The sequence below is a fragment of the Streptomyces sp. NPDC048507 genome, from assembly GCF_043199995.1.
Taxonomy (GTDB): Bacteria; Actinomycetota; Actinomycetes; order Streptomycetales; family Streptomycetaceae; genus Streptomyces.
In genome coordinates this window covers 470,824-494,994 of record NZ_JBICWZ010000001.1, presented here as the reverse complement: position 1 = coordinate 494,994, position 24,171 = coordinate 470,824, and the positions used below count along the sequence as shown (strand labels likewise).

Here is a 24,171-nt window from a genome sequence, read left to right as displayed (position 1 = left end):
ATCCAGCGGGGCAGGCTTGTGGGGCTGCTTGGGCCGGGTCTGGATCCGAATGCGCTGCATCGTGGTCACCCTCTTCGGAAGGTGGCGCCGGGATGGCGTCCGGGTTCCACGATCACGCTGTAGGCCAGGACGACCGCAGTGCCGAGGGGGCCATTCACGCGGGGCCGAGTGGCCCGCTTCCGAGCGGGGCCACTCGGCTCAGGGTCCGGTACCGGGTGGCGGCCCGGTCCGCGGCAGGACCGTGTCCGTCCTGCTCAGGACCATGAGCGGGAACCACCGTCAACCGCGCGCCGGGGGCGCCGATGACCTCGGCGAGGAGAGGTGGAGGTGTCAGCAGGCCTCCCGGGGGCGGGCAGCCGTTGCTTTCAGGAGGTCCCGCAGCAGGTCGAAGTCGATGGTCGCCGGCCCGCGGAACCGCAGGCAGCGTATGAGATGGACGGAAACGTACGTACCAGGCGCTGGTGCACGGAGGAGGCAACGTCCTCACCGAGCACCGCGCGGACCTCCTCGACCAGACGCCGCTCGGCCTCCTCCTCGTCGAACGTGGTGTCCACCGCTGGAGCCGACCATGATGCGGCACCGGGCAGGTCCCAGGCCGCGACCGCCTCCACTCGCCCGCTCACCAGCCCTGCGTACCGCGTCGCCCAGCGCAGCGCGGCCTGGGACGAGGGCGATCCGTCGACGCCCACCACGATCCGCGGAACCTCATGCTGCCTGTCCATTCCGTTCACCATTCCCAACGGCTGATACATCCACAGTGTGCGCATCACGATCACCCCGCCACGCGAGCACGGGGTGGCTACCGGGTCAGCCCTTGGGCAGCCGGAACCACCGCTCCTGGCCTGCGGCGATGCGTTCGTGCCGGTCGCCGGGCAGGACCAGGGGCACCGGGCCCAGGAGTGACGCGGGGACGCTGATACCGAGCCGGCCAGGCCGGAACCGGATACGGATGTCCCGGTGCCCCAGGTAGGAGATCGAGAACGAGGAACCGGGCACTTCGGAGAGGGGTACCGGGTCGATGTGCAGGCCGTCGCCGTGAGGCTCGAGTCCGACGATGCCGCGCTCGACGAGGTCGAGGGTGCCGCCCATGGCGCCGAGGTGGATCCCTTCGCCGGTGGTGCCGCCTTGCACGTCGGTGATGTCACTGAGCAAGGCTTCTTGGCAGTAGCGCCAAGCGTCAGGGCCCTGTTCCCGGGCGAGGACCCACCCGTGGACGAGGCTGCTGAGCGTGGAGCCGTGGCAGGTGCGCCGCAGGTAGTAGTCCACCGTTCTGCGCCAGATGCCGTCGTCGAGACGATGCCCGAGCCGAAGGAACATTTGTTCGAGTTCTGCGGGGCGGAACAGGTAGCCGAGCATGAGGGTGTCGGCCTGCTTGGAGGCCTGGTAGCGGTTGGGCGTATCGCCTTCGGCTTCCAGGATGCGGTCCAGGCGGCGGACGTCCTGGTAGCGGGCACGGTAGCCGTCCCAGTCGAGCTCGGCCAGGTCCCCGTAGCCGTGGAACTGGCTGATCACGCCGCGATGGAACGGCACGTACAGGCGGCGGGACACGTCCTCCCAGACGGTGAGGTCGTCGGGGCCGATGCCGAGTTGCGTGAGGAGCTCCGCGCGCCGGGCCGCCGGGAGTTCCCCGTAGAGGTCGAGGGCGCGGGCGAGTACCCACGCGGCGGTGACGTTCGTGTAGGCGTTGTCGTCGATGCCGGGAGCGACGGCGTCCGGGTAGGCATCGTGATACTCGTCGGGTCCGACGACGCCGCGGATCCGGTAGCGGCCGAGGCCGGTGTCCCACGTCGCCGCATCGGCCCAGAAGTGGGCTACATGCATGAGGAGTTCGGCGCCCGAGCCATGCATGAACCCGACGTCCCCGGTGGCCTGCCCGTACCGCCACACATTCCAGGCGACGGCTGACCCGACATGGTGCTGGAGGTGCGAGTGGTCCGGCAGCCAGCGGCCGGAGCGCGGATTGAGGTGCAGCCGCTGCGTCTCCTCGCTGCCGGAACTACCGCTCTGCCAGGGAAACATGGCTCCCTTCGCTCCCGCCCTGCGCGCGGCGTCCCCGGCCGCGGGGAGCCGCCGGTGCCGGTACATCAGCAGGGCGCGAGCGGTCTCGGGGAGGTGGAGGGCGAGGTAGGGCAGGACGAACAGCTCGTCCCAGAAGACGTGGCCCCGGTAGGCCTCGCCGTGAAGGCCGCGGGCAGGGACGCCGGCATCGAGCTCGGCGGTGTGCGGCGAGAGGGTCTGCAGCACGTGGAAGGCGTGCAGCCGCAGAACCTTGCCAGTCTCTCCGGGCACCTTCAACTCTCCTTCGTTCCAAAGGCGTTGCCAGGACGTCCGGTGGGAGTTCAGCAAGGAAGGGAAGTCCGGGGCGTTTGTGGAGCAGTCGATGCTCCGCCGCAGCGGATCGGCCGGGGGACGGTCGAGCGAGGTACACAGGGCGGCTGTCTTCACAACGACGACCGGGGCCGTCCGCTTGATCGGCATAACGAACGTCTGCGTGGCGGTGGTGGCCGTGCATGCCCCGCCCACCGGTGCCAGAGGACGAGCCGATGTCCGTACCGCGAGCCCGATCCGAACCCGGGAGCTGGTGGTGGTGCAGGAGAGCCAGGCAGTGCCCTCCGTCTCCACCCCGACCCGGTGCTCGACGAGATGCCGCCCCGCCAGGGCGCGGTAGCGATCGACTCCCGCGTTCGCGACGTCGCCGTCGAGTACGGACTCGATCTCGATCCGGCCACTCCAGCCGTACGCTCTGAACACCGAGCGCTGAGCGGCCAGGTTCGGATCGCCCATGTGGACGAGGCGGGTGTGGGTGACCCCCAGGCGGCGGCCGTCGGCGTCATGGAAGAGCATGCGACGGGTGAGCGTTCCGGCACGCAGGTCCAGCGACACGTTGCCATGGCGCAGGGACGGGTGGTCGGGCGTGAGCCAGTCGCCTGGCGGGGCGCCCTCGGGCAGGCAGCGGTACCGCAGAGCGGTCCAGTCCGGCAGTCGGACCATGTCTTCGTTGGAGACCGTGCGTCCGTCAACGGTGGAGTCCAGCCGGTTGTAGCAGCCTGCGAGGTAAGTACCCGGGTAGTGGACGTCGTCTGCGACGCATTCGGGTGCTGAACCACGCGTGGCGAAGCGACCGTTGCCCAGGGTGCACAGGGACTCGACGAGCCGCTCGGCCTTGGGGTCGTAGCGCTGGTACTCCCAGAGCCAGGCCGTACTCACGGGACTCACGGGCGGTCGCCTTCGAGTACGGCGGGCAGCCCGACGAGGTCGGGTAGGACGAGCTGGGCGCCGCGTGCGCGCAGGGCGTCACTCATGTGCGGGTCGGCTTCGCGGTTGAGTCCCACCACCAGGCGGAAACGGCCTCGGTGTCCCGCTTCGACGCCGGCCAGTGCGTCCTCCACCACGACCGTATGGGCGGGGGGCGCGCCGAGACGGCGGGCAGCTTCGAGGAAGAGGGCAGGGTCGGGCTTGCCCGGAAGATCAAGTGCGGCGGCGTCCTGGCCGTCCACGAGTGCGTCGAAGTAGCCGATGAGCTGTGCGCACTCCAGGAGGGAACGAGCATGCCGCGAAGCCGACACGGCCGCACATCGCACCTCCATCTCCCGTAGTCGCCGGAGCGCGGGCCGCACGTCGTCGAAGGTACGGACGCCGTCGGCCCGCAGCATCGCGGAGAAGACTGCCTCCTTGCGGACGGCGACCGCGTGGACGGTGGCGCACCCGGGTGGATCGTCAGGCGTTCCGGGTGGGAGGTCGATGCGGCGGGCGGCGAGGAAGGCTCGTACGCCGTCGAGACGGGACCTGCCGTCTACCAGGTCCCGGTACTCGTGGACGGCGTCGAACGGGCGCGGTCGTGCACCGGCCTGCGATGGCTGCCACTCGGGGAGGCAGCCGTCGAAGGTTTCCTTCCAGGCGGCCGCGTGGCGGTCCGCCGTGGCGAGGAGCACTCCGTCGGTATCGAAGACGACCGCATGCAGGTCGTTCATGAGTCATGCACCACGCGGCGGCCGGTGATCCGTGCAGGGGTGAGCTTCATCCAGTGCCCGCGTGGCCCACCGGCCCAAGGTTGGGAGCGAGCCGTGGTGTCGAGGTGGTGGATCTCGTCCGGGTCGGTGACGGCTGCCAGTTCACCCACGGCCAGCACGCTCCAGCCAGTGGCTGTCACGTCGTCGATGTTGTCGATCTCGAAGGCGACCTCGGTTCCGGCAGCTCTGGCGGTGACGGCTTCCGCGGAGGTGCGGAAGGCGATGTCGCGGCCTGCGATCAGGTAGTTGACGGGGAGGACGGCCGGGCCTTCGGGCGTGAAGATTGCGATGCGGCCGACGCCGTGGGTGTTCAGCAGCCGTCGGCATTCGGCCTCGTCCAGCGGTACGAGCGTACTGTCGCGCCGGGCGGTGGCTCGCCCCGCGACGCGGAGGGCGCTGGCGCCTGTCAGGTCGTCGACGGTGAGACCGAGGGCGTCGGCCACCCGGACGAGGGTGCCGATGGCAGGGCTGGCGGCGTGCTCCTCCAGGTAGGCGATGTACGTGCCGTCGGCGCCACACCTCCGGCCCAGTTCGTCTCGGCTCAGGCCAAGGGCCTCGCGGCGTGCGGCCAGACGGCGGCCCAGGTCGGTGCGTCCGGCCGTCTCGCCGGACTGCTGCGGGCGGATACTCGATGTGCTCTTCACGGCACTCACTGCTCCTGGGGCGGTACGGCGACGGTGTCGTGCTGGGGTCCGCCGAGCACGACCTTGAGGGCGCCGGTTTCGCCGGCGCGCGAGAAGACGTCGTACGCCTCTTCCATCTGGTCCAGCTCGAAGCGGTGGGTGACCATCGCGGCCCCCGGCAGGCGGCCGGCGGCCATCATGCGCAGCAGCATGGGCGTGGAGTGGGTGTCGACGAGACCGGTGGTGATGGTGACGTCCTTGATCCACAGGTCCTCGAGGTGGAGGACGGCGGGCTTGCCGTGTACGCCGATGTTGGCGACCCGTCCGCCGGGGCGGACCATGCGGGTGCACATCTCGAACGACTCGGGCACGCCGACGGCCTCGATGACCACGTCCGCACCGAGTCCGTCCGTGAGGTCCTCGACCAGACGCTCGGGCTCTTCGTCCGCGCTCGCGGTGGCATCGGCGCCGAGGTCGCGCGCGGCAGCGAGCCGGGACGCGGCGAGGTCGACGGCGATGATCCGCCCGGGACTGTAGAGCTGGGCGGTGGCGATGGCGGCCAGTCCGATGGGTCCGGCACCGACCACGGCAACCGTGTCGCCAGGGCGCACGCCGCCGTTGAGCACGCCGACCTCGTACGACGTCGGGAAGATGTCGGCGAGCAGTACGGCGTCGTGGCTGGCCAGGGCGCTGGGCAGCGGGTGGACGGAAAGGTCGGCGAAGGGGACGCGTACGTATTCGGCCTGGGTGCCGTCGATCGTGTGGCCCAGGACCCAGCCGCCGCCTCCGCGGCACTGGCCGTAGTGCCCTTCACGACAGAATCGGCAGCGGCCGCAGGCGGAGATGCAGGAGATCAGGACGCGGTCACCGGGGCGGACGGTGCGCACGTCGCCGCCGGTCTCGACGACGGTGCCGACGGCCTCGTGGCCGAGGATGCGGCCGGGGGTCACTTCGGGGACGTCGCCCTTGATGATGTGCAGGTCGGTGCCGCAGATGGTGACGGCGTCGACCCGGACGATCGCGTCGGCGGCGTCCTTGATGGAGGGGTCCGGGACGTCCTGCCAGGAGGTCTGCCCGGGTCCGTGGAAGACGAGTGCCTTCATGGCGCGGCCTTCTCTCTGTGCGCTGCGCGGGAGGGGTCACCGTCAGCCTGTGCCTGTGTCCCTCTGTCCCGCTTGGGCCGGTCGGCCCCTTCCGGGGGCCGGTAGGTCCCCGGCGGACAGGGCGCTGCGGTGCGACGGTGGAGACCGGCATCCGTTCCGAAAGGAGGGCTGCTGCCATGTCCCAGTCAGCCCCGTCCCCGTCTCCTGCTTCCGCCCGCCCGGCCCTGCTGAGGTTCCTCGGCGGAGTGCGGACGGTCACCGGCAGCAAGTTCCTGGTCGAGAGCGACCACGCCCGGATCCTCGTCGACTGCGGGCTCTTCCAGGGTGTCGCGGACCTGCGCCGCCGCAACTGGGACAAGCTGCCCTGCGACGCTTCGGACATCCACGCCGTCGTCGTCACCCACGCCCACCTGGACCATTGCGGCTACCTGCCGCGCCTGGTCCGGCACGGCTTCCGCGGCCCCATCCTGACCAGCGCCCACACCGCCCGGCTCGCCGAGATCGTGCTCCGCGACAGCGCCCGCCTCCAGATGGAAGCCGCCGAGCACGCCAACCAGCACGGGTGGTCCACGCACCGCCCCGCCAAGCCGCTCTACGACGACGATGACGTCGACCAGACGATCAAGTACTTCGACCCGGTGACCGTGGGCAGCGAGATCGAGGTCATGGCCGGCACGAAGCTGGTGCTGCACCACGGAGGGCACATCCTCGGCTCCGCCTGGGCGCACCTGACGCTGGAGGACGGCCACTCCCTCGCCGTCAGCGGTGACCTCGGCCGCCCCGGCCACCCGCTCCTCCTGCCGCCGGAGCCGTTCTCCGGCGCAGACGTTCTCCTGATGGAGTCCACGTACGGCAACCGCCGCCACGACCACGAAAGCGCCCGCCGGGAATTCGCCTCGGCGATCACGCGGACCCTGTCCCGTGGCGGGACCGTGGTCATCCCGGCCTTCGCGATCGACCGCACCGAGGTCGTCCTGCACGAGCTGGCCACCCTGCGCGGCGACGGCACCCTGCCGCGCCACGTACCCGTCTATGTCGACAGCCCCATGGCCCTGGCGGCATTGGACGTCTACCGCGACGCCGTGCGGGCCCACTCGCCCGAGCTGCGTCCCGAGATCCTCGCCCAGGGCGAGGCGGCGATGAGCCCGGAGCCCTTCCTGGCCGCCCGGACCGTCCAGGAGTCGATCGACATCAACAGCACCACCGGCCCCGCGATCATCGTCTCCTCCGCCGGCATGGCCACCGGCGGCCGCGTCCTGCACCACCTCCACCGGCTCCTGCCCGACCCCCGTAACGCCGTGGTCATCGTCGGCTTCGCCGCCGCCGGCACGCGCTCCCGCGACCTCGTGGACGGCGCCCGCACTCTCAAGATGTTCGGCGAGTACGTCCCCGTACGCGCCGAGGTCGCCGACGTCCCGCACTTCTCCGCGCACGCCGACGCCGACCAGATCATCGACTGGCTGCGCGCCGCCCCGGCCCCGCACACCACCTACCTCGTCCACGGCGAGGAGACCGCCTCCGAAACCCTGCGGGACCGCATCGACCACGAGCTGGAATGGACGGCCGTCATACCCAAGTCCGGGGAGGCCGTCCTGGTCCGCTGACCGGGCCGGACGGGCCCCGCAGAGTGCACCGCGCGGCCCTCCCGGCCAGGGTGGCCCACCGAGCAGGGTGGATGCGAAGGGTTGGAGGCGCTCGATGAGCACCATGCACAGCATCCTCGAAGCGATGGCACCGGAAGCCCGCGAAGCCCTGCTCGCCCACTCCCACCAAGTGACCTTGCCGGCCGGCACCAGCATCTTCAAGGAACGCCGGCGGGCCGAGAAGTTCTGGATCATCCAGAGCGGCACGGTGGACCTCGACACCCACGTCCCCGGCCACAGGAACGTGGTCGTCGACACCCTCGGCTACGGCGAACTGCTCGGCTGGTCCTGGATGTTCCCTCCCTACCGCTGGCACCTCGGAGCCACCGCCACCCACGAGGTGCGCGCCCTCGAATTCGACGCCGCCGCCGTACGCGGACTGTGCAACGAGGACTCCGCTGTCGGTCGCTCCGTCTCCACGGCCGTGGCCGCCGTCATCGCCGACCGGCTCGACTCCGCCCGCACCAGGCTCCTCGACCTGTTCGCCCCTCACGGCAGCGGCACCCCGCTCGCCTACGCACGCTGAGGACCCGCCATGACCTCCACCCCGTACACCGTCGCCGACGTCATGACCACCAAGGTCATCGCCGTCACCCCATCGACCGGCTTCAAGGACATCGCCACCGCGATGGAGCGGTGGAAGGTGACCGCCCTCCCCGTCATCGAGGGCGAGGGCCGCGTCGTCGGCGTGGTCTCCGAGGCCGATCTCCTCCCCAAGGAGGAGTTCCACGAGCACCGCCCCGGTTTGATCGAGCAGATGCGCCGCCTGGGCGACACCGCCAAAGCCGGCTCCACCCACGCCGAGAACCTGATGACCACTCCGGCCGTCACGATCCGCCCCGACGCCACGCTCCCCTGGGCCGCCCGCCTCATGGCCGACCGGCGCATCAAGCGCCTCCCGGTCGTCGACGCCGACGGCACCCTCCAGGGCATCGTCAGCCGTGCCGACCTCCTCAAGGTCTTCCTGCGCAGCGACGAGGAACTCGCCACCGAGATCCGCCGCACCGTCGTCGACCGCCTCTTCCCCCTGTCCCACGAGGCCGTCAAGGTCACCGTCACAGAAGGCATCGCCACTCTGACCGGCCAGGTCAGAGACAGCAGCCTGATTCGGATGGCCGAGCGCCTCACCCACTCCGTGGAAGGCGTCGTACAGGTCCACTGCCAGTTGGAGGCGCACGCCTCACCATGAGCTTGGCCTCGCCGGGTTCGAGTGGACCACAACTCCTCGTTGCCAAGCAGTCGGGCGGCTCCCCCAGCTCCTGTCCATGGCACGCGCAGACGCCGCCTCCGCCCAGCAACAGGCACAGCGACTACAGCCTCGGGCCCAGCTGGCGAACGCAACAGACGTGAAGCAGATGGATCACTCCCAGAACTCCCAGCTGGTGATCTGGGTGAGGCAGAGGGCGGGCGGGACGGCGCGTGGCCGCGACAGGCCCCCTGTTCCGGTCGCGGCCACGCCGGCCTGCGCGTTGGGCACCGTTCAGCAGCCGCCGGAGGAGGCAGGTGCTGCGCCGATGGTGAGGGTGGCCGGGGCCGCGCAGCAGCCACCACCGCTCTGCTCGGCGGCCTCCGGCTCGTCGAAGAGACCTGCTCCGCCGCACACGCCGGTTTCGGGGAGGGTGAGCTCGACGCGTTCGGCGGCGTCGCGGTCCCCGGCGAGGGCGGCGGCGATGGAGCGGACCTGTTCGTAGCCGGTCATGGCGAGGAAGGTGGGGGCGCGGCCGTAGGACTTCATGCCAACGAGGTAGACGTCCTTCTCCGGGTGGGAGAGCTCGTTCACGCCGTGGGGGTAGACGGTTCCGCAGGAGTGCTGGTTGGGGTCGATCAGCGGGGCGAGCTCGGTGGGGGCCTGGAGGCGTTCGTCGAGGCCGAGACGGAGTTCGTTCAGGAAGGTGAGGTCGGGGCGGAGGCCGGTGAGAACGATGACCTCGTCGACCGGGTCCAGGCGGAGGCCGTCCTCGCCGACGAGTATGACCCGGCCCGCCTCGTTCTTCTCGATGGCATCGGTGCGGAATCCGGTGACCGCGTCGGCGTATCCGTCGTCGACGGCGGCCCTGGCGGCGAGGCCGAGGGCTCCGCGGGCGGGAAGCTGGTCAGCTTCGCCGCCGCCGAAGGTGGAGCCGGAGATGCCACGGCGTAGGAGCCATGTGGTGTGGGTGCCTTCGCCATCCCCGGACTTGGCGAGGTCGGCGAGGTAGGCGAGGGCGGTGAACGCGGAGGCGCCGGAGCCGATGACCGCGATCCGCTTACCCGAATACCTGGAGCGGACGGCGGGGTCCTTCAGGTCCGGGACCCGGTAGGTGATCCGGTCGGCGGCGGCCTTCTCACCGAGCGCGGCAAGGCCGCTGCCCCCTGCGGGGCTCGGGGTGGCCCAGGTGCCGGAGGCGTCGATGACGGCGCGGGCCAGGACACACTGCTCACGGCCGTCGGCGTTCTGGAAGTGGACGACGAAGGGCTGGGCCTCGCGCTCGGCGTCGACGACGCGGTCGCGGCCGGTGCGTGAGACCCCGGTGACGGTCACGTCGTAGCGGACCTGCTCACCGAGGACGTCGGCGAGGGGCTGGAGGTAGAGGTCGGCCCAGTCGCCGCCGGAGGGGTACGCGTCTGCGGCGGGCTTGGTCCAGCCGGTCGGGGCGAGGAGCTTCTCGGCGGCCGGGTCGACGACCTCGCCCCAGCGGGAGAACAGTCGCACGTGTGCCCACTCGCGCACCGCGGCGCCGGCTGCCGTGCCGGCTTCCAGGACCAGGGGCTCCAGGCCGCGGTCGACGAGGTGGGCGGCGGCGGCTAGACCGGCGGGGCCGGCCCCGATGACGACGACGGGCAGGTCGGTGGTGGCTGACGCGGTCACGGTCGACTCCCTGGTTGCTTCGATGCCTGTCGATGTCTTGCGCTGCCAGCATGGCACCTGTTTCGATGCCCGTCAACATAGACATTTATCGAAACTAGGCAGTTGTGGAGCATGTGGATGTCACCGTGATCGGAGGCAGCCAGGCCGGCCTGGCTGCTGCCCACGCACTGGCCGGCCAGGGACGAACGCCGGTGGTTCTGGAGGCTTCGAACCATATGGCCGGGTCGCGGCCGCACTACTACGACAGCCTGCCCCTGCTCTCCCCGGCTCGGTCCAGTGCACTGCCCGGCATGGCGTTCGGCGGGGATCCGGACCGCTGCCTGCACCGGGACGAAGTCGTCACCTACCCGACCGCCTACGCCGCCCGCCTGCAGGCCGACATCCGGACCCGGCAGCAGGTGACTGCCGTCCCGGGCGGACGGGCGCGATTTCACCAGCGCGTCGCCGTGGTTGGGACGAGGAACTCAGCGGTGTAGATCGCTGCCGAGCTGGCCCGCAAGAGCCGCACGAGTCTGTCCACGCGGACACCCGTGAGGTTCGCCCGCCAGCATTTGCTCGGCCAGGATCTGCACTTCCGACTCACCCGGACCGGCCTGGATGCGGCCCCGCTGGCCCGTTTGCCGAAGACGCCGCCCGCACCGCCGGTCCTGGACGGCAACCACCGCGCCGCCAGCGCCCCCGACCGACGCCCCATGTTCCCCGACTTCCCCGCGAACCAGGCCACTTGGGCGGAGGGGACGACAGAACGGCTGGATGCGCTGATCCTTGCCACCGGCTAGCGCGCCCACCTGCCGTATCTGGCCGGACTCGCGGGCGCGCTTGATCCGGCCGGACTCCCCGCCACCGCGGCGGCGCCTCCCTCGCCCACCCAGGGCTGGCATTCGTCGGCCTTGAGTGGCAGCGCAGCCTGTCCTCGCACACCCCCTGCGGCACCGGCAAGGATGCCGTCCGAACAGCGCGCCGACTGGCCGCCCCCCTGGCCCGCACCTGAGCCCCTGCCGCCTTGGTTCGACATGTGTCAACATAGACGTATGTCGAACGCGAAGGTTCTGCCGCTCATGGAGCCCGAGGCCGTCGCCCCGTGCTGCCCCCCGCTCAACGAGCGCCCCATGTCTGCAGACGAGGCCGAGGTCGCGGCGAAGATGTTCAAGGCCCTCGGCGACCCCGTCCGGCTGCGCCTGTTCTCCGCCGTCGCCTCCCACGAAGGCGGCGAGGCCTGCGTGTGCGACATCTCTGACGTCGGCGTCTCCCAGCCCACCGTCTCCCACCACCTCAAGAAGCTGAAGGAGGCCGGACTGCTGTCCTCGGAGCGGCGCGGCACGTGGGTGTACTACCGGGTCGAGCCGTCCGTGCTCGCCGCGATGGGTGCGCTGCTGACCGGCGCCGCGGAGGCGGCGTGACCAGCATGCGGATCGAGGCACTCCTGTCCGAGCACGCCGAAGAGGTGCTGGGTATCTACCAGGCGGGGATCGACGAAGGCAACGCCACCTTCGAGACGCAGACTCCCGAGTGGGCCGCGTTCGACAAGGCCAGGCTGCCTGCCCACCGCTTCGTCGCCCTCGACGACGTCGGCGCCGTGCTGGGGTGGGTCGCGGCGAGCGCGGTCTCCGACCGGTGCGCGTACGCGGGCGTGGTCGAGCACTCCGTCTACGTCCACCCCGGCGCCCGCGGCCGCGGCGTGGCCCGAGCCCTCTTGGATGCCCTGATCACCTCTACCGAGACGGCCGGGATCTGGACGATCCAGTCCGGGATCTTCCCCGAGAACACTGCCAGCCTCGCCCTACACGAGCGGGCCGGCTTCCGGATCATCGGCACCCGCGAGCGGATCGGCCGACACCACGGCGTCTGGCGTGACGTGGTCCTGTTGGAGCGCCGCAGTTCCGTCGAGGGCTGACAGGACTGTTCTCGGTTTCGGTGTCGGCGAGCGGGTGCACAATGCCCGACATGAGCATCGACATCGCGTGGGCCCACGTCGAGCTCGATCGCTTCCTGGAACTGACCGAGCTGCGCCCCTTGGGCTACTCTCCCGGTGACGTCATCGTCTTCTCGACGAGGAAGATCACCAGGGCCGCCTAGAAGGACATCGTCACCAGCGCCCACGTGGTCGAGCAGATCCTGGACCGGGTGCTGCCGCGATGGCGAGATACGTCGGCGGCTCGGCCAAGACGCCCCGCAGGTGAGTGCCGCCACGCTGCACCCCTGGGTGTGGGAACGCGTGCGCCCCCTATGGCAGGGCGACCACTTACGCGAAGCGGTCACAGCGGCTTCCCGAGCACGAGGCTCTGGAGCAGCTGGCGGCCCTCAGCATGCTGGCCCGCTGGGTGTGCCCGGTACTCCCGAAGCTGACACCAGACGACAAGTAGCTCTCGAACGGTTCAGCCGGGGAGGGTGAGGCGGAAGGCGGTGTGTCCGGGACGGCTGGTGATGGTGGCGGTTCCGCCGTGGGCGGTGATGACGGCGTGGACGATGGCGAGGCCCAGCCCGGTGCCTCCCGTGCTGCGGGAGCGGGTGTGGTCGGCGCGGACGAAGCGGCCGAAGACTTCGGGTTGGAGTTCGTCGGGGATGCCGGGACCGTTGTCACGCACTTCTACGCAGACGGTGGCCTGTTCCGTGGTGAGGGAGGTGGTCACGTCGGTGCCCGGTGGGGTGTGGGTTCGGGCGTTGGCGAGGAGGTTGCCGATCGCTTGTTGGAGGCGGTGGGCGTCGCCGGTGACGGTGACGGGTTCTTCGGGGAGGTCGAGGAGCCAGTGGTGGCCGGGGCCGGCGGCGCGGGCGTCGTCCGTCGCGTTCAGGATCAGCAGGGTCAGGTCGACCGGTTCGTGTTCGAGGGGCCGTCCGGCGTCCAGGCGTGCGAGGAGGAGCAGGTCGTCGACGAGGCGGGTCATGCGCTGTGACTCGCTGTCGATGCGTTCCAGTGCGTGGCGGACTTCTGCGGGGACGGGGCCGTGGTGGCGCAGGGCGAGTTCGGCGTGGCCGCGGATGTTGGCGACGGGGGTGCGCAGTTCGTGGCTGGCGTCGGCGGCGAAGTGCCGTAGTCGTTCCTCGCTCGCGTGGCGTCGGGTCAGCGCATCTTCGATGTGGCCGAGCATGTGGTTGAGGGCGGTGCCGACCTGGCCCACCTCGGTACGGGGGTCGGTGTCGGGGAGCGGTCCGGGCATGGCGACCTCGCCGCTGGCCAGGGGTAGTCCGGCGACCTCCGCCGCACGGGCGGTGACCTTCTGGAGTGGGCGCAGGGCCATCTGTACCCACACGGCGCCCGCGATGCCGGTGACCACGAGGGCGGCACCGAACAGCACCACTTCGACCGCTTCGAGGCGGTGGACGGTCTCTTCCACCGGGTGCAGGGGCAGGCCCGTGATCATGATGTCCTGGTCGTCGCCCCGGACGGCCGTGACGCGGTACTTCCCCAGGCCGGAGAGGCGGATGCTGTGCCCGCTTCCGTCCACGGGGATTGATGCCAGGGTGCGTCGGTCCCCGGAAGTGAGCCGGAGAGGGCGGGCGGTGGCGTCATCGACGACGGCGGCCTGGGTGACGGTGTCATTCAGGAGACGGGCGCCGAAGGTCGACTCGGCTTGTCCCCGGGTGTCGGGGCGGTTGTCGGCGTCGGGCTCGGCCTCGTGTTCCAGACTGGCCGCGAACCGGCCGCCGGACGCGGAGAGCTGCTCGTCCAGGCGTCCCATCAGGAAGCCTCGCAGAGCAAGGGCGGTGATGATCCCGACGGCGAGACAGACGAAGGCGAGCAGGGCGACGAGTCCGAGGGTGAGCTGGCCGCGCAGAGTGCGGGGCGGCGGGCGCCTCATGGGGCTTCCGGCTTGAGAACGTAGCCGACACCGCGCACGGTGTGGATCATCGGAGTGCGTCCCGCGTCGATCTTCTTGCGCAGGTAGCTGATGTAGAGCTCGACGATGTGGGCACGTCCGCCGAAGTCGTAGGCCCAGACACGGTCCAGGATCTGGTCCTTGGACAGGACCCGGCGCGGGTTGCGCATGAGGAAGCGCAGGAGTTCGAACTCGGTCCTGGACAGCTCGACGGTGGCCCCGCCGCGCCGGACCTCCCGGGCTTCCTCGTCCATCGTGAGGTTCCCGACGGTGAGCCGGTGCGCGCCTGGCGCGGCGGTCATGCCGGCTCGCCGGAGCAGCCCGCGCAGCCGGGCCAGGACTTCCTCCAGGCTGTAGGGCTTGGTCACGTAGTCGTCGCCGCCTGCGGTGATCCCGGCGATGCGGTCCTCGACCGCGTCGCGGGCGGTCAGGAACAGGACACACACCGTGGGCATCTCACGCCTGAGGGCTCGCAGGACCTGGAGCCCGTCCAGGTCGGGCAGCATCCAGTCCAGAATCACCGCGTTGGGCCGGAAATCACGGGCCGTCGCCAGCGCGGCGGCACCATCGCCCGCGGTGCGCACCTGCCAGCCCTCGCCGGTGATGACCCCGGCCAGGACATCGGTGATGTCGGGTTCGTCGTCGACGACGAGGATCCGTACAGGGTCTCCGTCCGGGCGGTGCAGAAGCGATGTCGTACGTGGCTCGTCCATGATTTCTTCAGCATCCCCCGGCGCAGGCCGCAGCCGGGGTGAGCGTGTCTCTGAGTTTCCTCTGAATCGGAGCTGAGGGTGGTCGGCGGGGCTGTTTCAGAAGGTACACAGAGGTTGGGCTGTGAGGCTGGCCGCCCATCGCCGGAGCGTGCGCCATATCCGGAGGAGCACAGATGACCACCACGTTCACGACCACGACGTATGCGAGCCAAGGAATGCACCGCCGGCGCCACCGCCCGTGCCGCAGCCTCGTCCCGTTCCTGGTGCCGCTGGTGATCTGGGGCGGCGGCGCCGGGGTGCTGGCCCTGTGGTGGAGCGACACGAACGCGGTGGTCGGCCCGGCAGGATGGCTCACCGGCGCGGGACGCATCACCGGTCTCCTGGCCGGCTACGCCTGCGCGGTCCTGCTGGCCCTCATGGCCCGGATGCCGCTCCTGGACCACACCATCGGCACCGACCGGCTCGCCCGCTGGCACGCCTGGGGCGGCCGGTGCACCGTTTCCCTGGCCCTCGCGCACACACTCCTGATCATCTGGGGCTACTCCCTGACCTCCCACACGAATGTGGTCACCCAGACCTCCACACTCGTCCTGCACTACCCCGACCTGCTCAAGGGCACGGCCGGCTTCCTGCTGTTCGTGGCCACGGGGATACTGTCCGCCCGCACCGCCCGCCGCAGGATGAGTTACGAGGCGTGGCACTACCTGCACTTCGCGACGTACCTGGCCGTCTTCCTCACCTTCGGCCACCAGTTGTCCAACGGAGCCGACTTCGTCGGCAACCGCCTCGCGCAGGCGGCCTGGTACACGCTCTTCCTCGGCGTCGCGGCTCTGGTCGCCTGGTACCGCTTCGTCGTCCCCGTCCGGCGCGGGCTGCGCCACCGCCTGCGCGTGGCCGCGGTCCGCCCCGAAGCACCGGGCGTGGTCTCCGTCCACCTCACCGGCCAGCACCTCGACGAACTCGGGGGCGAGCCGGGGCAGTTCCTGCGCTGGCGCTTTTTGACCCGCGGATCGTGCTGGACCGCGAACCCCTACTCCCTCTCCGCCCCCGCCCGCCCCGGCCACCTGCGCATCACGGTAAAGACCGCCGGCGGGCACAGCGCCGCCCTCGCCCGCTTGAAGCCCGGCACCCGGGTGTGGGCCGAGGGACCCTACGGCAGCTTCACCGCGAACCGCCGGACCTCTCCCAAGGTCCTGCTCCTGGCCGGCGGGGTCGGCATCACCCCCCTGCGTGCGCTCTTCGAGACACTGCCGGGGCAGGTGACCCTCGTCTACCGGGCCCGGCACGCCGCCGACCTCGCCCTGCGCGGTGAGCTCGACGCGATCGCCGCCCGCCGAGGGGACACCGTGCACTACATCGTCGACGAACCAGCCGGACACTCCTCCCCCCTCACCGCCGGTGCCCTGAGCACCCTGGTCCCGGATCTGGCCGCGCACGACGTCTACCTCTGCGGGCCGCCCGGCATGACCCGAACCGCGATCGGGGCGCTGCGCGGTGCCGGGGTCCCGGCCCGGCGCATCCACCACGAGTCGTTCGCGTTCTGAGGAGAACCGCCATGCGCCGAGCCGTCCTCGCCACCACCGGGATCAGCGCCCTGACCGTCGCCCTGCTCGCTCTCAAACCCCACCAGCTCCCCGCGCTCGCCGGGGCCGCTCCCCCTTCCCCCACGTCCTCACGCGCTCCGTCAGGCACCTCGCCGGGCACATCCACCGGGACCGGCACGTTCACCGGAGATCCCATCGACACCCAGTACGGAACCGTGCAGGTCGCCGTCACCCTCAGCAAGGGAAAGATCACTGCCGTCAAGGTGCTCCAGGCGCCCGACCAGAACGGCCGCGACCAGCGAATCTCCTCCTACGCACTGCCCCGCCTCACCGAGGAGGCGCTCGGCGCCCAGAGCGCGCACATCGATGCCGTCTCCGGCGCCAGCTATACCAGCCAGGGCTACATCCAGTCCCTCCAGAGCGCCCTGGACCAGGCCCATGCCTGACCCTAAGACCGGGCTGCGCCACGTCGAGCACGTCATGGGCACCGTCTTCTCCTTCGACATCCGGGACCAGCCGACCCCCGCCATCCGCCATGCCCTCGCCGAGGCCGTGCACCACCTCCACCACATCGATGCCGTGTTCTCCACCTACCTGCCCGACAGCCACATCAGCCGGCTCGACCGCGGCGAGATCCGGCTGAAGGACTGTCCGCCCGAAGTCCACGAAGTCCTGTCCCTGTGCGCACAGGCCGCCCACGCCAGCGACGGCTGGTTCAGCATCGTCCCCACCGGAACCCTCGACCCCTCAGGACTCGTCAAAGGCTGGGCCACCGAAGCGGCGTCACAGATCCTTTACGACGCGGGCGCGCACCACACGTGCGTCAACGGCGGAGGAGACCTGCAACTCCGCGGCCAGGCGGGCCCGGGCACTGCGTGGCGCATCGGCGTCGCCCACCCGCTACGCCCCGGTGAACTGGTCACCGTCATCACCGCCGGCCACGACCTGGCCGTCGCCACCTCCGGCACCGCCGAACGCGGCGTTCACATCGTCGACCCGCACAGCGGTAGACCTGCCGACGCGTTCGCCTCCCTCACCCTCGTCGGGCCCAGCCTGACGCTGACCGACACCTACGCCACCGCCGCGTTCGCCCGAGGCGACGGGGCACAGGGCTGGGTGGAAACTCTGGACGGCTACGAGGCACTCGCGGTCCTGCCCGACGGCCGGGAATGGCGAACTCCAGGATTCAGCCGCTATGGGACATGAGGTGCGAAACAGAACCATTCCCCCGCACGCGGGACGGGCGCCCCCTGTCGCGGCCGCGGGTGTGCCACGGAAGCCGCCTCATACCCCGACCTGTCCCGGCCCCGTTCTGAACACCTACCGAAGGAGCTCCTTGTGGGATTCAGCCTGATCAACGGCATCCCCGCGCACGTCCTGTTCGTGCACGTCGTTGTGGTCCTGGTACCTCTCACTGCCCTCGCCTTGGTCCTGTGCGCCGCGCTCCCCACGGTCATGCGCCGGTTCGGCCTCTCCCTGCCGGTCCTCGCACTGGTGTCCCTGATCAGCGTGCCGCTGACGACCAACGCCGGCGAATGGCTGGAACGGCATGTCGACAGCAATCCCCTGGTCCGCAAACACACCGAACTCGGAGACGAACTGCTGCCCTGGGTCATCGCGCTCTTCCTGGTGTCCACGGCAGTGTGGTGGCTCTACCGCCGCGCAGCCCACCGCACCCCCGCCACAGGGGGATCCACCAGCACGGTGAGCACGCAGCTCCGCATCGCCACCGCGGTACTGTCCCTCGTCGTCGGCGTGGGTGCCGGCGTACAGGTCTACCGGATCGGCGACTCAGGCGCGAAGGCAGCCTGGTACGACGCCTATTCCGCCACCGCACACCCCAAACGCGGTTAAACCATGCGGCGAGCTGTCAGCCGCAGCGACGGGCGTCCATGGCGCGATGGCCAGTTCTCACAAACGGTCCTTTGCCCGAGCAAGATCAATCACGAGCCACCGGGTCGCCGCTTAACCCGGATTCGTTCCCACAAGCTGTTCTCACTCAAAAGCGGTCCACACCCCCTTCTGAGACTTGCATTGTGCGAAAGCCTGGAGTCATGACGGACCCTCGGCACCCCACCCCGGCGTACCGGTCGGACGCCGCCGAACTCACCGCGCTCGCCGACCACCTCACCTCCCACGGCCTCATCCTGAAGATGCTCACCGGTCCGCTGCCCGGCATCTACGGCCCGACCGGGCCGGGGAAGCTGCTGTTCGCGTTCTTCGCCGCGATGGCGGAGAACGAGCGGGAGAACATCCGGGAGTCGACGTTGGAGGGACTCGACACCGCGGCCCGCAAGGGCAAGCACGGCGGCCGGCCGCCGGTCATCACCGACGACATGCTCCACACCGTGCTGCGGCGCCGCGCGGGCGGTGAGTCCGTCGAGCAGATCCAGCCCGACCTGTTCATCCCCACCGGCAAGCCCAAGGGACACAACCCCTCGGTGGCCAGCATCTACCGGGCCCTTACCGAGCACACCAAGCGCGAGGCGTACCCCGAAGCCGTCGAGCAGGCCCACGCCGACTTTACCGCCAGCCGGACCGCACCGGTCCCTGAGCCCCGCCCCAACACCCCTGACCGAGCGTCACTCTGATGACAGAGAGCTACTTGTCGCTTCGCGGCAGCTTCGGGAGGACAGCGCCAGTCGGCGCGGCCTTCGTCGAGGGCGCGACGGCGGGCGGTCGCCGCGTCGAAAAGGGCACGGCCGTCGATGTCGTCGGCGAGGTAGCGCGGCCGGCGCCGCGTGACCCAGGTCAGGCCGGCCCCGGCGTGGGCGAGGTCGGCCGCAATCTGGGCGCCGGAGTTGCCGCCCCCAACCACGATCACGCGCTGCCCGGCGAACTCGGACGGGCTGCGGTACTGCACCATGTGGAGCTGGCGTCCCGCGAACTCCCGGCGGCCGGGGACAGCGGGGATGAATGGCCGGGTCCAAGTGCCCGTCGCGCCGATGACCGCGCGGGCCCTCCAATCGCCTGCGTCGCTGTCCACCTGCCGATGCGTGCCGTCACGACGAACCGCATCGACCCACACGCCGCGCTGGACCGGCAGCTCGTACCGCTTCTCGTAATCGGCGAGGTAGGCGACGACGTGGGCGGCGTCCGGGTAGAGCTCGCCTTCCTGGACGGGCATGAGGCGCCCCGGGAGGGAGGAGTGCTGGGCCGGGGAGAACAGACACAGGGAGTTCCAGGTGTGCTGCCAGGCACCGCCGGGTGCCGTCCAGGCGTCGAGGATGACGTGGTCGATGCCCAGTCGGCGCAGGTGGTAGCCAGCGGCGAGCCCGGCCTGGCCGCCGCCGATCACCACCACGTCCGTGCGCTGCGTCATGCGGAAGTCGACCCGGTGTCCGTCTTGCCGCGCATGAAGATGACCGCCACCAGGGCCAGGCCGACGATGACGCCGAGGAGCTGCATGCCGACGAAGCCGGGCACCGAGCCGGGGGCGATGCCCGCGAAGGTGTCCGTGAAGGCGCGGCCGATGGTGACGGCCGGGTTGGCGAAGGAGGTCGATGAGGTGAACCAGTACGCGGCGCCGATGTAGGAGGCCACGGCGACAGGCGCGAACCGCAGCCGGTCCGTCTTCGCGAGGCCGACGATCAGCAGGATCAGGCCGGCGGTGGCGACGACCTCGCCGAGGAGGAGGTTCCCGGCGGAGCGGTCGTGGGTGGACCACTTCACCAGGGGCTCGCCGAACATGGCGTCGGCCAGGATCGCGCCCGCGATGGCGCCGACCATCTGCGAGGGCACGTACACAGCCAGCTCACGGGCATTGACGCCGGCGCCGCCACGGCGGGCGGTCCACCACTCGGCCAGGGTGACGGCGGGGTTGAAGTGGGCACCGGAGACGGGGCCGAGGAGCGCGATGAGGACGCCGAGCCCGAAGACCGTGGCGGTGGAGTTGGCCAGCAGCTGCAGCGCCACGTCCTGAGTGAGCTTCGCGGCCTGGATGCCCGACCCGACGACGATCGCGACCAGGGCAGCGGCGCCGACCAGCTCGGCGGCGGCGCGGGCGATCAGCGGGGTGCGGGGCGGGGTCGCGCCGGGCGCGGTCTGCCGCACGTCGACAGATATGGGGGCGCTGACGGGCTGGGGGGCGGTCAAGGCTGGTTCTCCTCGGGCAGGTGAGGCAAAGCGCGGAGGGCTAGGGGCAGGACCGCTTGAGGTTCGCTTCTGCGGTGGCCCGCGCGGTTTGGGCAAGGTCGGCGAACTGGCCGGCGAGGGCTTCGATGACTTCCGGGCGCAGGCGGTAGTAGATGTACCTCCCGCAGGGCTCCGTCTCCACGACGCCCGCCTCCCGGAGCACCTTCATGTGGTTGGAGAGGTTCGTCTGCTTCGCGCCCGTCTCCTCGACCAGGTGGGTGGTGCAGAGCGTCTCACGGGCGAGGAGGATCACGATCTGGAGCCTGAGCGGGTCGGCCAGAACCCGGATCAGATCAGTGTCGACTGACGTCATCATCCGCTGATACTGTCACATCATCGAGGACTGATACCAGTCCAGGCTGAATCGTGATGCAGCGCCCACCGCTCGACGCCCTGCCCGCCGGCAGCCCACCCACCCCCGAAGGAAGAGCCGATGTCCGCCACCCCGCTCGCGTCCGTGCTGTTCGTCTGCGTCCACAACGCCGGCCGCTCCCAGATGGCCGCCGGCTTCCTGCGCCACCGCGCCGGGGATCGCGTGGAAGTCCGCTCCGCAGGATCCGTGCCCGGCGACCAGATCAACCCGTCCGCCGTGGCCGCCATGGCCGAGCTGGGCATCGACATCTCCACCCAGAAGCCGAGGGTACTGACCACCGAGGCCGTCCAGGCATCCGACTACGTGATCACCATGGGCTGCGGCGACGCCTGCCCGTACTTCCCCGGCAAGAATTACCTCGACTGGCAGCTCGAGGACCCGGCGGGCCAGGGCGTCGAAGCCGTCCGACCCATCCGGGACGAGATCCAGGGCCTGATCGAAGACCTGATCTCCGAGATCGACGCACAGCAGAAGGCAAACTGACGGTGGCAGGCCAGCCCAGCGCGGGCGCCGGATCACCGAGTGCGGCAGCCGACACCCTTTTGGCCCACCGGGCAAGCTCCGGGTGGTCCGCCAGGCCCTTCAGGGCCCACCGGCCAGCCCGCGGCGGAGGGTCACCACCTACGGCAGTGGCACTTCAGGAAGCGCGATCAGGACTCGTCTTCGGCTCGCCGGGTGTGCTCGGGTCCGGGGTGGACCACGCCTGGGACGAGTGGATTGCCGTAGTCGAGTTCGATCTTGCTGAAGACTGAGCCTGGGATCGGCGCCGAGTCGTTGTCCGCGATGATCAGCTGGGCCTTGGAGCCGTGGACCTCGGCGAGCGTTTGAAATCGCTGATAGGTCCGATGACCCCGCGCTTGGTCATCGAGGTTGCTCCCGGACGCCGTTCGCGGGGAGTCGATGATCAGCATGGACGACACTCGGACGTCTGGGTGCGTGATGCCGAACTCCAGCAGGGAGCGGCTGTACGCGACGTTGATGCAGGTCACGATGCCCCCGCCGTCGGCCTGAAGACTCTCGAACGAGACGTTGTCCACGACGGGCAGGGACGGCGACGGGTCGATGGTCGCGGACTGGATGCACGGCGCAGGGCGCAGCTGCGAGATCATCGTGTCGAAGTCCCGTCCAAGGTCGGTCACGAGGGTCTGCCGTGCGGCGAGTTCGGCCGTACGGGCCTTCTTCTCAGCGGTTGCGCGGGTCCCCCCTTGGACGTCCACCCCCGGCCGTTCCGGTTCTCGGGCTTTGGAGCAACCCACGGATCCACGGCCAGACGTCGAATCGCCGTGGACGGCTGGACAGCCGCCATCTGACCCGTCCGATGCCAATCGCTCCCGATCACTGCCACTACAGCCGAGACACCGCCCGAGCGAGCGCCCGCCGGACCAAGATCCGGACCATTTCCGGACCAGCCCCTGCCCAAGGGCCGTACGGAGCGCCATCCTCTCAGGTCAACAAAGGTGCAGCTGCTGTAGCACCAGGAGACGAAGAACCTGTTGGCGAGTCACCAGCCTCAAGGGCGGTCTGGCCCCGTGAAGTGAATAGGCGCGGTCGCCCGTGGGCGTCCGCCGCAGGCCAACTGTGGCCTTCGACCCGGGGAGCCGAACCGGCCCTGTCCGGGACAGCCGAACGGCTCGCGCCCGGCGCCTCCGCGTGACCCACCTCTGCCACGAGCAACCGCCCGACTCTCCCTCCAGTCATCTGACTACTCGTCAGTAAAGTCAGCAAAGTGTCAGCATTCGTTCGACTAGACCTGACCACACCCTGATCCACACGCGACTCGACGGCGAGATCAGAATGGCGCTGTCCAGATCGCGTCGACTCCTACCGAGCCCCGGGAAGCGGAACGATGCAAATCGTCACGCACAGCCCGCACCCTTGATGGCATCAGTGCCGTTCAGCGCGTTCTACCCCTAGCCTTCAAGCGAGTTGGGGGAAGTTCCGGAGCCGGAATCGGAGGGCCGTCGTAGCCCTTGACCTCGCCGTAGCGGGTGCCGTTCATCCAGCCTTCGCGGAACTCTGCGATTTCCTCTTGGGACCGGCCGATCCAGTTCCAGAACATCACGATCTCCTCCTCGAACGGCTCGCCGCCCAGCAGCATCAGGCTCGCGTCCGACCGTGCGTGCAGGGGGAGTTCGGTGCGGCCGCAGCCGAGGTAGAGCATCGAGCCCGGGAGGACCGGGACGCCGTCCACGCGGGCTTCGCCGGACATCGACAGGACCGCGTACTCGAAGTCCGGGTTCAGCGGGAGGCGGGTCTCGGTGCCGGAGGCCAGGGTGAGGTCGGCGCCGACGATGGGGGTGTACGCCGTGCCGGGCGAGGTGGCCGTGTCCAGGGTGCCCAGGATGACGGTGGCCGTCAGGCCCGGGGCCGTGACCTGCGGGAGCTCCGCGTGGTGCTGGAAGTGCGGGGCCACGTCGCGGTGCACGTCGGGCAGGGCCACCCAGAGCTGGGCGCCGTGCAGGAGGCGGGCGTGGGGGCGCGGGCTCTCCTCGGAGTGGCTGATGCCCCGGCCGGAGGTCATCAGGCCGAGCTCGCGCGGGCGGATGGTGGCGAGGCTGCCGACGCTGTCGCGGTGGAGCACCTCGCCCTCGTGCAGCCAGCTGACCGTCTGGAGGCCGCAGTGCGGGTGCGGGGCGACCTGCATGCCCGGCTCGTCCGCGATGTCGTCGGGGCCGTAGTGGTCGACGAAGCACCAGGCCCCCACCATGCGCCGCCCCAGGTTGGGCAGCAGCCGGCGGACCTCGGTGGACTCCCCCAGCTTGACGGTGCGCGGGCTGAGGAGCTCGCGCACCGGTTCGGCGACGACGAAGCCGCGGCCGCCGCACGTGGCGAGAGCGGGCTGGCGATCGAGATTGCTCATACCGCACAACTTAGTGCGACCGGGCCCGGACGCTCCCGTTCCGGTCGGCGAACGCGTCCGGAATGTGCGGGGGCGGTCCGGTGTTGCAGGGACCGACGACGACGGCACCGAGCGGAAGGGCGGCCATGGAGGCCATGGAGACGCGCCAGGACGGTCACCAGGACGGTTACTACGAGCACGGGACGACCGCGGAGCGCTGGGCGCGCGGGCAGCTGTTCTTCGAGGCCAAGGAGTACGCGAAGGCCGCCCGCGTCCTGGTCACGGTCGCCGGCGAGGCCCCGGAGCAGCTCGCGCCCCGGCTGCTGCTGGCCCGCGCCTACTACCACTCCGCGCAGCTGTCCCGCGCCGAGCACGAGCTGCGCGCCATCCTGGAGCGGTGGCCGGTGGAGGACTACGCGCGGCTCATGCTCGGGCGCACCCTGGAGCGGCGCGGCCGGGCCGAGGAGGCCCGCCCGCACCTGCGGATGGCGGCCGCGATGGCGGGCGAGTTCCCGCAGTAGGA

Annotated in this window: 27 protein-coding genes and 1 pseudogene; 15 read left to right on the top strand and 13 right to left on the bottom strand. The window is 70.3% G+C overall.

Going from position 1 to position 24,171, the window contains the following annotated elements; all coding sequences use genetic code 11:
• Positions 1–365: 365 nt before the first annotated feature.
• Genes ACGFXC_RS02305 through ACGFXC_RS02285 form a run of 5 tightly spaced genes read right to left on the bottom strand, consistent with a single transcriptional unit; the run spans position 366 to position 5,736 of the window.
• Positions 366–767, bottom strand: coding sequence for a universal stress protein (locus ACGFXC_RS02305; RefSeq protein WP_393709591.1), 402 nt, complete (start codon positions 765–767; stop codon positions 366–368).
• A 40-nt stretch (positions 768–807) separates the two neighbouring features.
• Positions 808–3,216 (bottom strand): glycoside hydrolase family 65 protein, encoded by a 2,409-nt coding sequence (locus ACGFXC_RS02300; RefSeq protein ID WP_393708628.1) that lies wholly within the window; start codon positions 3,214–3,216, stop codon positions 808–810.
• Positions 3,213–3,971 carry an HAD family hydrolase gene (locus ACGFXC_RS02295; protein WP_393708627.1) on the bottom strand — a complete coding sequence of 253 codons (759 nt, stop codon included), beginning with the start codon at positions 3,969–3,971 and terminating at the stop codon, positions 3,213–3,215. The genes ACGFXC_RS02300 and ACGFXC_RS02295 overlap by 4 nt, the downstream gene beginning before the upstream one ends.
• On the bottom strand, positions 3,968–4,654 hold the full coding sequence (locus ACGFXC_RS02290; RefSeq protein WP_393708625.1) for a helix-turn-helix domain-containing protein: 687 nt from the start codon (positions 4,652–4,654) through the stop codon (positions 3,968–3,970). Before ACGFXC_RS02290 ends, ACGFXC_RS02295 begins: the two co-directional genes overlap by 4 nt.
• Before the next feature lie 5 nt (positions 4,655–4,659).
• A complete protein-coding gene (locus ACGFXC_RS02285) occupies positions 4,660–5,736 on the bottom strand; it encodes a zinc-dependent alcohol dehydrogenase family protein (protein WP_366102807.1) in 1,077 nt (358 codons plus the stop codon).
• A 176-nt stretch (positions 5,737–5,912) separates the two neighbouring features.
• Here ACGFXC_RS02285 and ACGFXC_RS02280 point away from each other — a divergent pair, with 176 nt between their 5' ends.
• From ACGFXC_RS02280 to ACGFXC_RS02270, 3 genes are all read left to right on the top strand, one after another.
• Positions 5,913–7,340 carry an MBL fold metallo-hydrolase RNA specificity domain-containing protein gene (locus ACGFXC_RS02280; protein WP_393708623.1) on the top strand — a complete coding sequence of 476 codons (1,428 nt, stop codon included), beginning with the start codon at positions 5,913–5,915 and terminating at the stop codon, positions 7,338–7,340.
• Between the two features lie 94 nt (positions 7,341–7,434).
• Positions 7,435–7,905 (top strand): cyclic nucleotide-binding domain-containing protein, encoded by a 471-nt coding sequence (locus ACGFXC_RS02275; protein ID WP_393708621.1) that lies wholly within the window; start codon positions 7,435–7,437, stop codon positions 7,903–7,905.
• A 9-nt stretch (positions 7,906–7,914) separates the two neighbouring features.
• Positions 7,915–8,568, top strand: a complete 654-nt coding sequence (locus ACGFXC_RS02270) for a CBS domain-containing protein (RefSeq protein ID WP_393708619.1) — start codon at positions 7,915–7,917, stop codon at positions 8,566–8,568.
• Between the two features lie 291 nt (positions 8,569–8,859).
• On the opposite strand, the gene ACGFXC_RS02265 is transcribed toward ACGFXC_RS02270, so the two are convergent.
• Positions 8,860–10,227 carry an NAD(P)-binding domain-containing protein gene (locus ACGFXC_RS02265; RefSeq protein ID WP_393708617.1) on the bottom strand — a complete coding sequence of 456 codons (1,368 nt, stop codon included), beginning with the start codon at positions 10,225–10,227 and terminating at the stop codon, positions 8,860–8,862.
• 104 nt (positions 10,228–10,331) lie between these two features.
• On the opposite strand from ACGFXC_RS02265, the gene ACGFXC_RS02260 reads away from it, so the two are divergent.
• From ACGFXC_RS02260 to ACGFXC_RS02240, 5 genes are all read left to right on the top strand, one after another.
• Positions 10,332–10,703, top strand: a complete 372-nt coding sequence (locus ACGFXC_RS02260) for an NAD(P)-binding protein (protein ID WP_393708616.1) — start codon at positions 10,332–10,334, stop codon at positions 10,701–10,703.
• A 54-nt stretch (positions 10,704–10,757) separates the two neighbouring features.
• On the top strand, positions 10,758–11,006 hold the full coding sequence (locus ACGFXC_RS02255) for a hypothetical protein (RefSeq protein ID WP_393708614.1): 249 nt from the start codon (positions 10,758–10,760) through the stop codon (positions 11,004–11,006).
• 252 nt (positions 11,007–11,258) lie between these two features.
• Positions 11,259–11,627 (top strand): ArsR/SmtB family transcription factor, encoded by a 369-nt coding sequence (locus ACGFXC_RS02250; protein WP_393708612.1) that lies wholly within the window; start codon positions 11,259–11,261, stop codon positions 11,625–11,627.
• A 5-nt stretch (positions 11,628–11,632) separates the two neighbouring features.
• The gene (locus ACGFXC_RS02245; RefSeq protein WP_393709589.1) at positions 11,633–12,121 is read left to right on the top strand and encodes a GNAT family N-acetyltransferase; all 489 of its coding nucleotides are present in this window, start codon (positions 11,633–11,635) and stop codon (positions 12,119–12,121) included.
• A 50-nt stretch (positions 12,122–12,171) separates the two neighbouring features.
• Positions 12,172–12,303, top strand: coding sequence for a hypothetical protein (locus ACGFXC_RS02240; RefSeq protein ID WP_393708610.1), 132 nt, complete (start codon positions 12,172–12,174; stop codon positions 12,301–12,303).
• 299 nt (positions 12,304–12,602) lie between these two features.
• On the opposite strand, the gene ACGFXC_RS02235 is transcribed toward ACGFXC_RS02240, so the two are convergent.
• Positions 12,603–14,027 carry a sensor histidine kinase gene (locus ACGFXC_RS02235; RefSeq protein ID WP_393708608.1) on the bottom strand — a complete coding sequence of 475 codons (1,425 nt, stop codon included), beginning with the start codon at positions 14,025–14,027 and terminating at the stop codon, positions 12,603–12,605.
• The gene (locus tag ACGFXC_RS02230; RefSeq protein ID WP_393708606.1) at positions 14,024–14,758 is read right to left on the bottom strand and encodes a response regulator transcription factor; all 735 of its coding nucleotides are present in this window, start codon (positions 14,756–14,758) and stop codon (positions 14,024–14,026) included. Before ACGFXC_RS02230 ends, ACGFXC_RS02235 begins: the two co-directional genes overlap by 4 nt.
• 173 nt (positions 14,759–14,931) lie before the next feature.
• Between ACGFXC_RS02230 and ACGFXC_RS02225 the strand changes: the two genes are divergently transcribed.
• From ACGFXC_RS02225 to ACGFXC_RS02205, 5 genes and pseudogenes are all read left to right on the top strand, one after another.
• Positions 14,932–16,302 (top strand): ferric reductase-like transmembrane domain-containing protein, encoded by a 1,371-nt coding sequence (locus ACGFXC_RS02225; protein WP_393708604.1) that lies wholly within the window; start codon positions 14,932–14,934, stop codon positions 16,300–16,302.
• An 11-nt stretch (positions 16,303–16,313) separates the two neighbouring features.
• Positions 16,314–16,748 (top strand): FMN-binding protein, encoded by a 435-nt coding sequence (locus ACGFXC_RS02220; RefSeq protein ID WP_393708602.1) that lies wholly within the window; start codon positions 16,314–16,316, stop codon positions 16,746–16,748.
• Entirely contained in the window at positions 16,741–17,508 is a 768-nt protein-coding gene (locus tag ACGFXC_RS02215) for an FAD:protein FMN transferase (protein ID WP_393708600.1), read from the top strand. Before ACGFXC_RS02220 ends, ACGFXC_RS02215 begins: the two co-directional genes overlap by 8 nt.
• 132 nt (positions 17,509–17,640) lie before the next feature.
• Positions 17,641–18,156: a DUF2231 domain-containing protein gene (locus tag ACGFXC_RS02210; protein WP_393708598.1), complete on the top strand. Its 516-nt coding sequence runs from the start codon at positions 17,641–17,643 to the stop codon at positions 18,154–18,156.
• Positions 18,157–18,194: 38 nt separating this feature from the next.
• Positions 18,195–18,596: pseudogene (locus ACGFXC_RS02205) on the top strand (recombinase family protein); the annotation flags it as partial.
• 158 nt (positions 18,597–18,754) lie between these two features.
• Here ACGFXC_RS02205 and ACGFXC_RS02200 read toward each other — a convergent pair.
• The 3 genes from ACGFXC_RS02200 to ACGFXC_RS02190 are packed head-to-tail and all read right to left on the bottom strand — an operon-like array spanning position 18,755 to position 20,752.
• Complete coding sequence (locus ACGFXC_RS02200) at positions 18,755–19,624, bottom strand: NAD(P)-binding domain-containing protein (protein ID WP_393708596.1); 870 nt, start codon at positions 19,622–19,624, stop codon at positions 18,755–18,757.
• Positions 19,621–20,397, bottom strand: a complete 777-nt coding sequence (locus tag ACGFXC_RS02195; protein ID WP_393708594.1) for an aquaporin — start codon at positions 20,395–20,397, stop codon at positions 19,621–19,623. Before ACGFXC_RS02195 ends, ACGFXC_RS02200 begins: the two co-directional genes overlap by 4 nt.
• 40 nt (positions 20,398–20,437) lie before the next feature.
• Positions 20,438–20,752 carry an ArsR/SmtB family transcription factor gene (locus ACGFXC_RS02190; protein WP_393708592.1) on the bottom strand — a complete coding sequence of 105 codons (315 nt, stop codon included), beginning with the start codon at positions 20,750–20,752 and terminating at the stop codon, positions 20,438–20,440.
• Between the two features lie 117 nt (positions 20,753–20,869).
• Between ACGFXC_RS02190 and ACGFXC_RS02185 the strand changes: the two genes are divergently transcribed.
• A complete protein-coding gene (locus ACGFXC_RS02185) occupies positions 20,870–21,292 on the top strand; it encodes an arsenate reductase ArsC (protein ID WP_393708590.1) in 423 nt (140 codons plus the stop codon).
• A gap of 167 nt (positions 21,293–21,459) precedes the next feature.
• Here ACGFXC_RS02185 and ACGFXC_RS02180 read toward each other — a convergent pair whose 3' ends face one another.
• Positions 21,460–21,948 (bottom strand): hypothetical protein, encoded by a 489-nt coding sequence (locus ACGFXC_RS02180; RefSeq protein WP_393708588.1) that lies wholly within the window; start codon positions 21,946–21,948, stop codon positions 21,460–21,462.
• 755 nt (positions 21,949–22,703) lie between these two features.
• Positions 22,704–23,669 carry a pirin family protein gene (locus tag ACGFXC_RS02175; RefSeq protein ID WP_393708586.1) on the bottom strand — a complete coding sequence of 322 codons (966 nt, stop codon included), beginning with the start codon at positions 23,667–23,669 and terminating at the stop codon, positions 22,704–22,706.
• A 134-nt stretch (positions 23,670–23,803) separates the two neighbouring features.
• Here ACGFXC_RS02175 and ACGFXC_RS02170 point away from each other — a divergent pair, with 134 nt between their 5' ends.
• Positions 23,804–24,169 (top strand): tetratricopeptide repeat protein, encoded by a 366-nt coding sequence (locus ACGFXC_RS02170; protein ID WP_393708584.1) that lies wholly within the window; start codon positions 23,804–23,806, stop codon positions 24,167–24,169.
• The last annotated feature ends 2 nt before the right edge of the window (positions 24,170–24,171 follow it).

Coding starts and splice junctions, on each gene's coding strand:
- ACGFXC_RS02305 (WP_393709591.1), bottom strand. CDS start 767: ATGCGCACACTGTGGATGTATCAGCCGTTGGGAATGGTGAACGGAATG.
- ACGFXC_RS02295 (WP_393708627.1), bottom strand. CDS start 3,971: ATGAACGACCTGCATGCGGTCGTCTTCGATACCGACGGAGTGCTCCTC.
- ACGFXC_RS02285 (WP_366102807.1), bottom strand. CDS start 5,736: ATGAAGGCACTCGTCTTCCACGGACCCGGGCAGACCTCCTGGCAGGAC.
- ACGFXC_RS02280 (WP_393708623.1), top strand. CDS start 5,913: ATGTCCCAGTCAGCCCCGTCCCCGTCTCCTGCTTCCGCCCGCCCGGCC.
- ACGFXC_RS02275 (WP_393708621.1), top strand. CDS start 7,435: ATGAGCACCATGCACAGCATCCTCGAAGCGATGGCACCGGAAGCCCGC.
- ACGFXC_RS02270 (WP_393708619.1), top strand. CDS start 7,915: ATGACCTCCACCCCGTACACCGTCGCCGACGTCATGACCACCAAGGTC.
- ACGFXC_RS02250 (WP_393708612.1), top strand. CDS start 11,259: ATGTCGAACGCGAAGGTTCTGCCGCTCATGGAGCCCGAGGCCGTCGCC.
- ACGFXC_RS02245 (WP_393709589.1), top strand. CDS start 11,633: ATGCGGATCGAGGCACTCCTGTCCGAGCACGCCGAAGAGGTGCTGGGT.
- ACGFXC_RS02240 (WP_393708610.1), top strand. CDS start 12,172: ATGAGCATCGACATCGCGTGGGCCCACGTCGAGCTCGATCGCTTCCTG.
- ACGFXC_RS02235 (WP_393708608.1), bottom strand. CDS start 14,027: ATGAGGCGCCCGCCGCCCCGCACTCTGCGCGGCCAGCTCACCCTCGGA.
- ACGFXC_RS02230 (WP_393708606.1), bottom strand. CDS start 14,758: ATGGACGAGCCACGTACGACATCGCTTCTGCACCGCCCGGACGGAGAC.
- ACGFXC_RS02225 (WP_393708604.1), top strand. CDS start 14,932: ATGACCACCACGTTCACGACCACGACGTATGCGAGCCAAGGAATGCAC.
- ACGFXC_RS02220 (WP_393708602.1), top strand. CDS start 16,314: ATGCGCCGAGCCGTCCTCGCCACCACCGGGATCAGCGCCCTGACCGTC.
- ACGFXC_RS02215 (WP_393708600.1), top strand. CDS start 16,741: ATGCCTGACCCTAAGACCGGGCTGCGCCACGTCGAGCACGTCATGGGC.
- ACGFXC_RS02200 (WP_393708596.1), bottom strand. CDS start 19,624: ATGACGCAGCGCACGGACGTGGTGGTGATCGGCGGCGGCCAGGCCGGG.
- ACGFXC_RS02190 (WP_393708592.1), bottom strand. CDS start 20,752: ATGATGACGTCAGTCGACACTGATCTGATCCGGGTTCTGGCCGACCCG.
- ACGFXC_RS02185 (WP_393708590.1), top strand. CDS start 20,870: ATGTCCGCCACCCCGCTCGCGTCCGTGCTGTTCGTCTGCGTCCACAAC.
- ACGFXC_RS02175 (WP_393708586.1), bottom strand. CDS start 23,669: ATGAGCAATCTCGATCGCCAGCCCGCTCTCGCCACGTGCGGCGGCCGC.
- ACGFXC_RS02170 (WP_393708584.1), top strand. CDS start 23,804: ATGGAGACGCGCCAGGACGGTCACCAGGACGGTTACTACGAGCACGGG.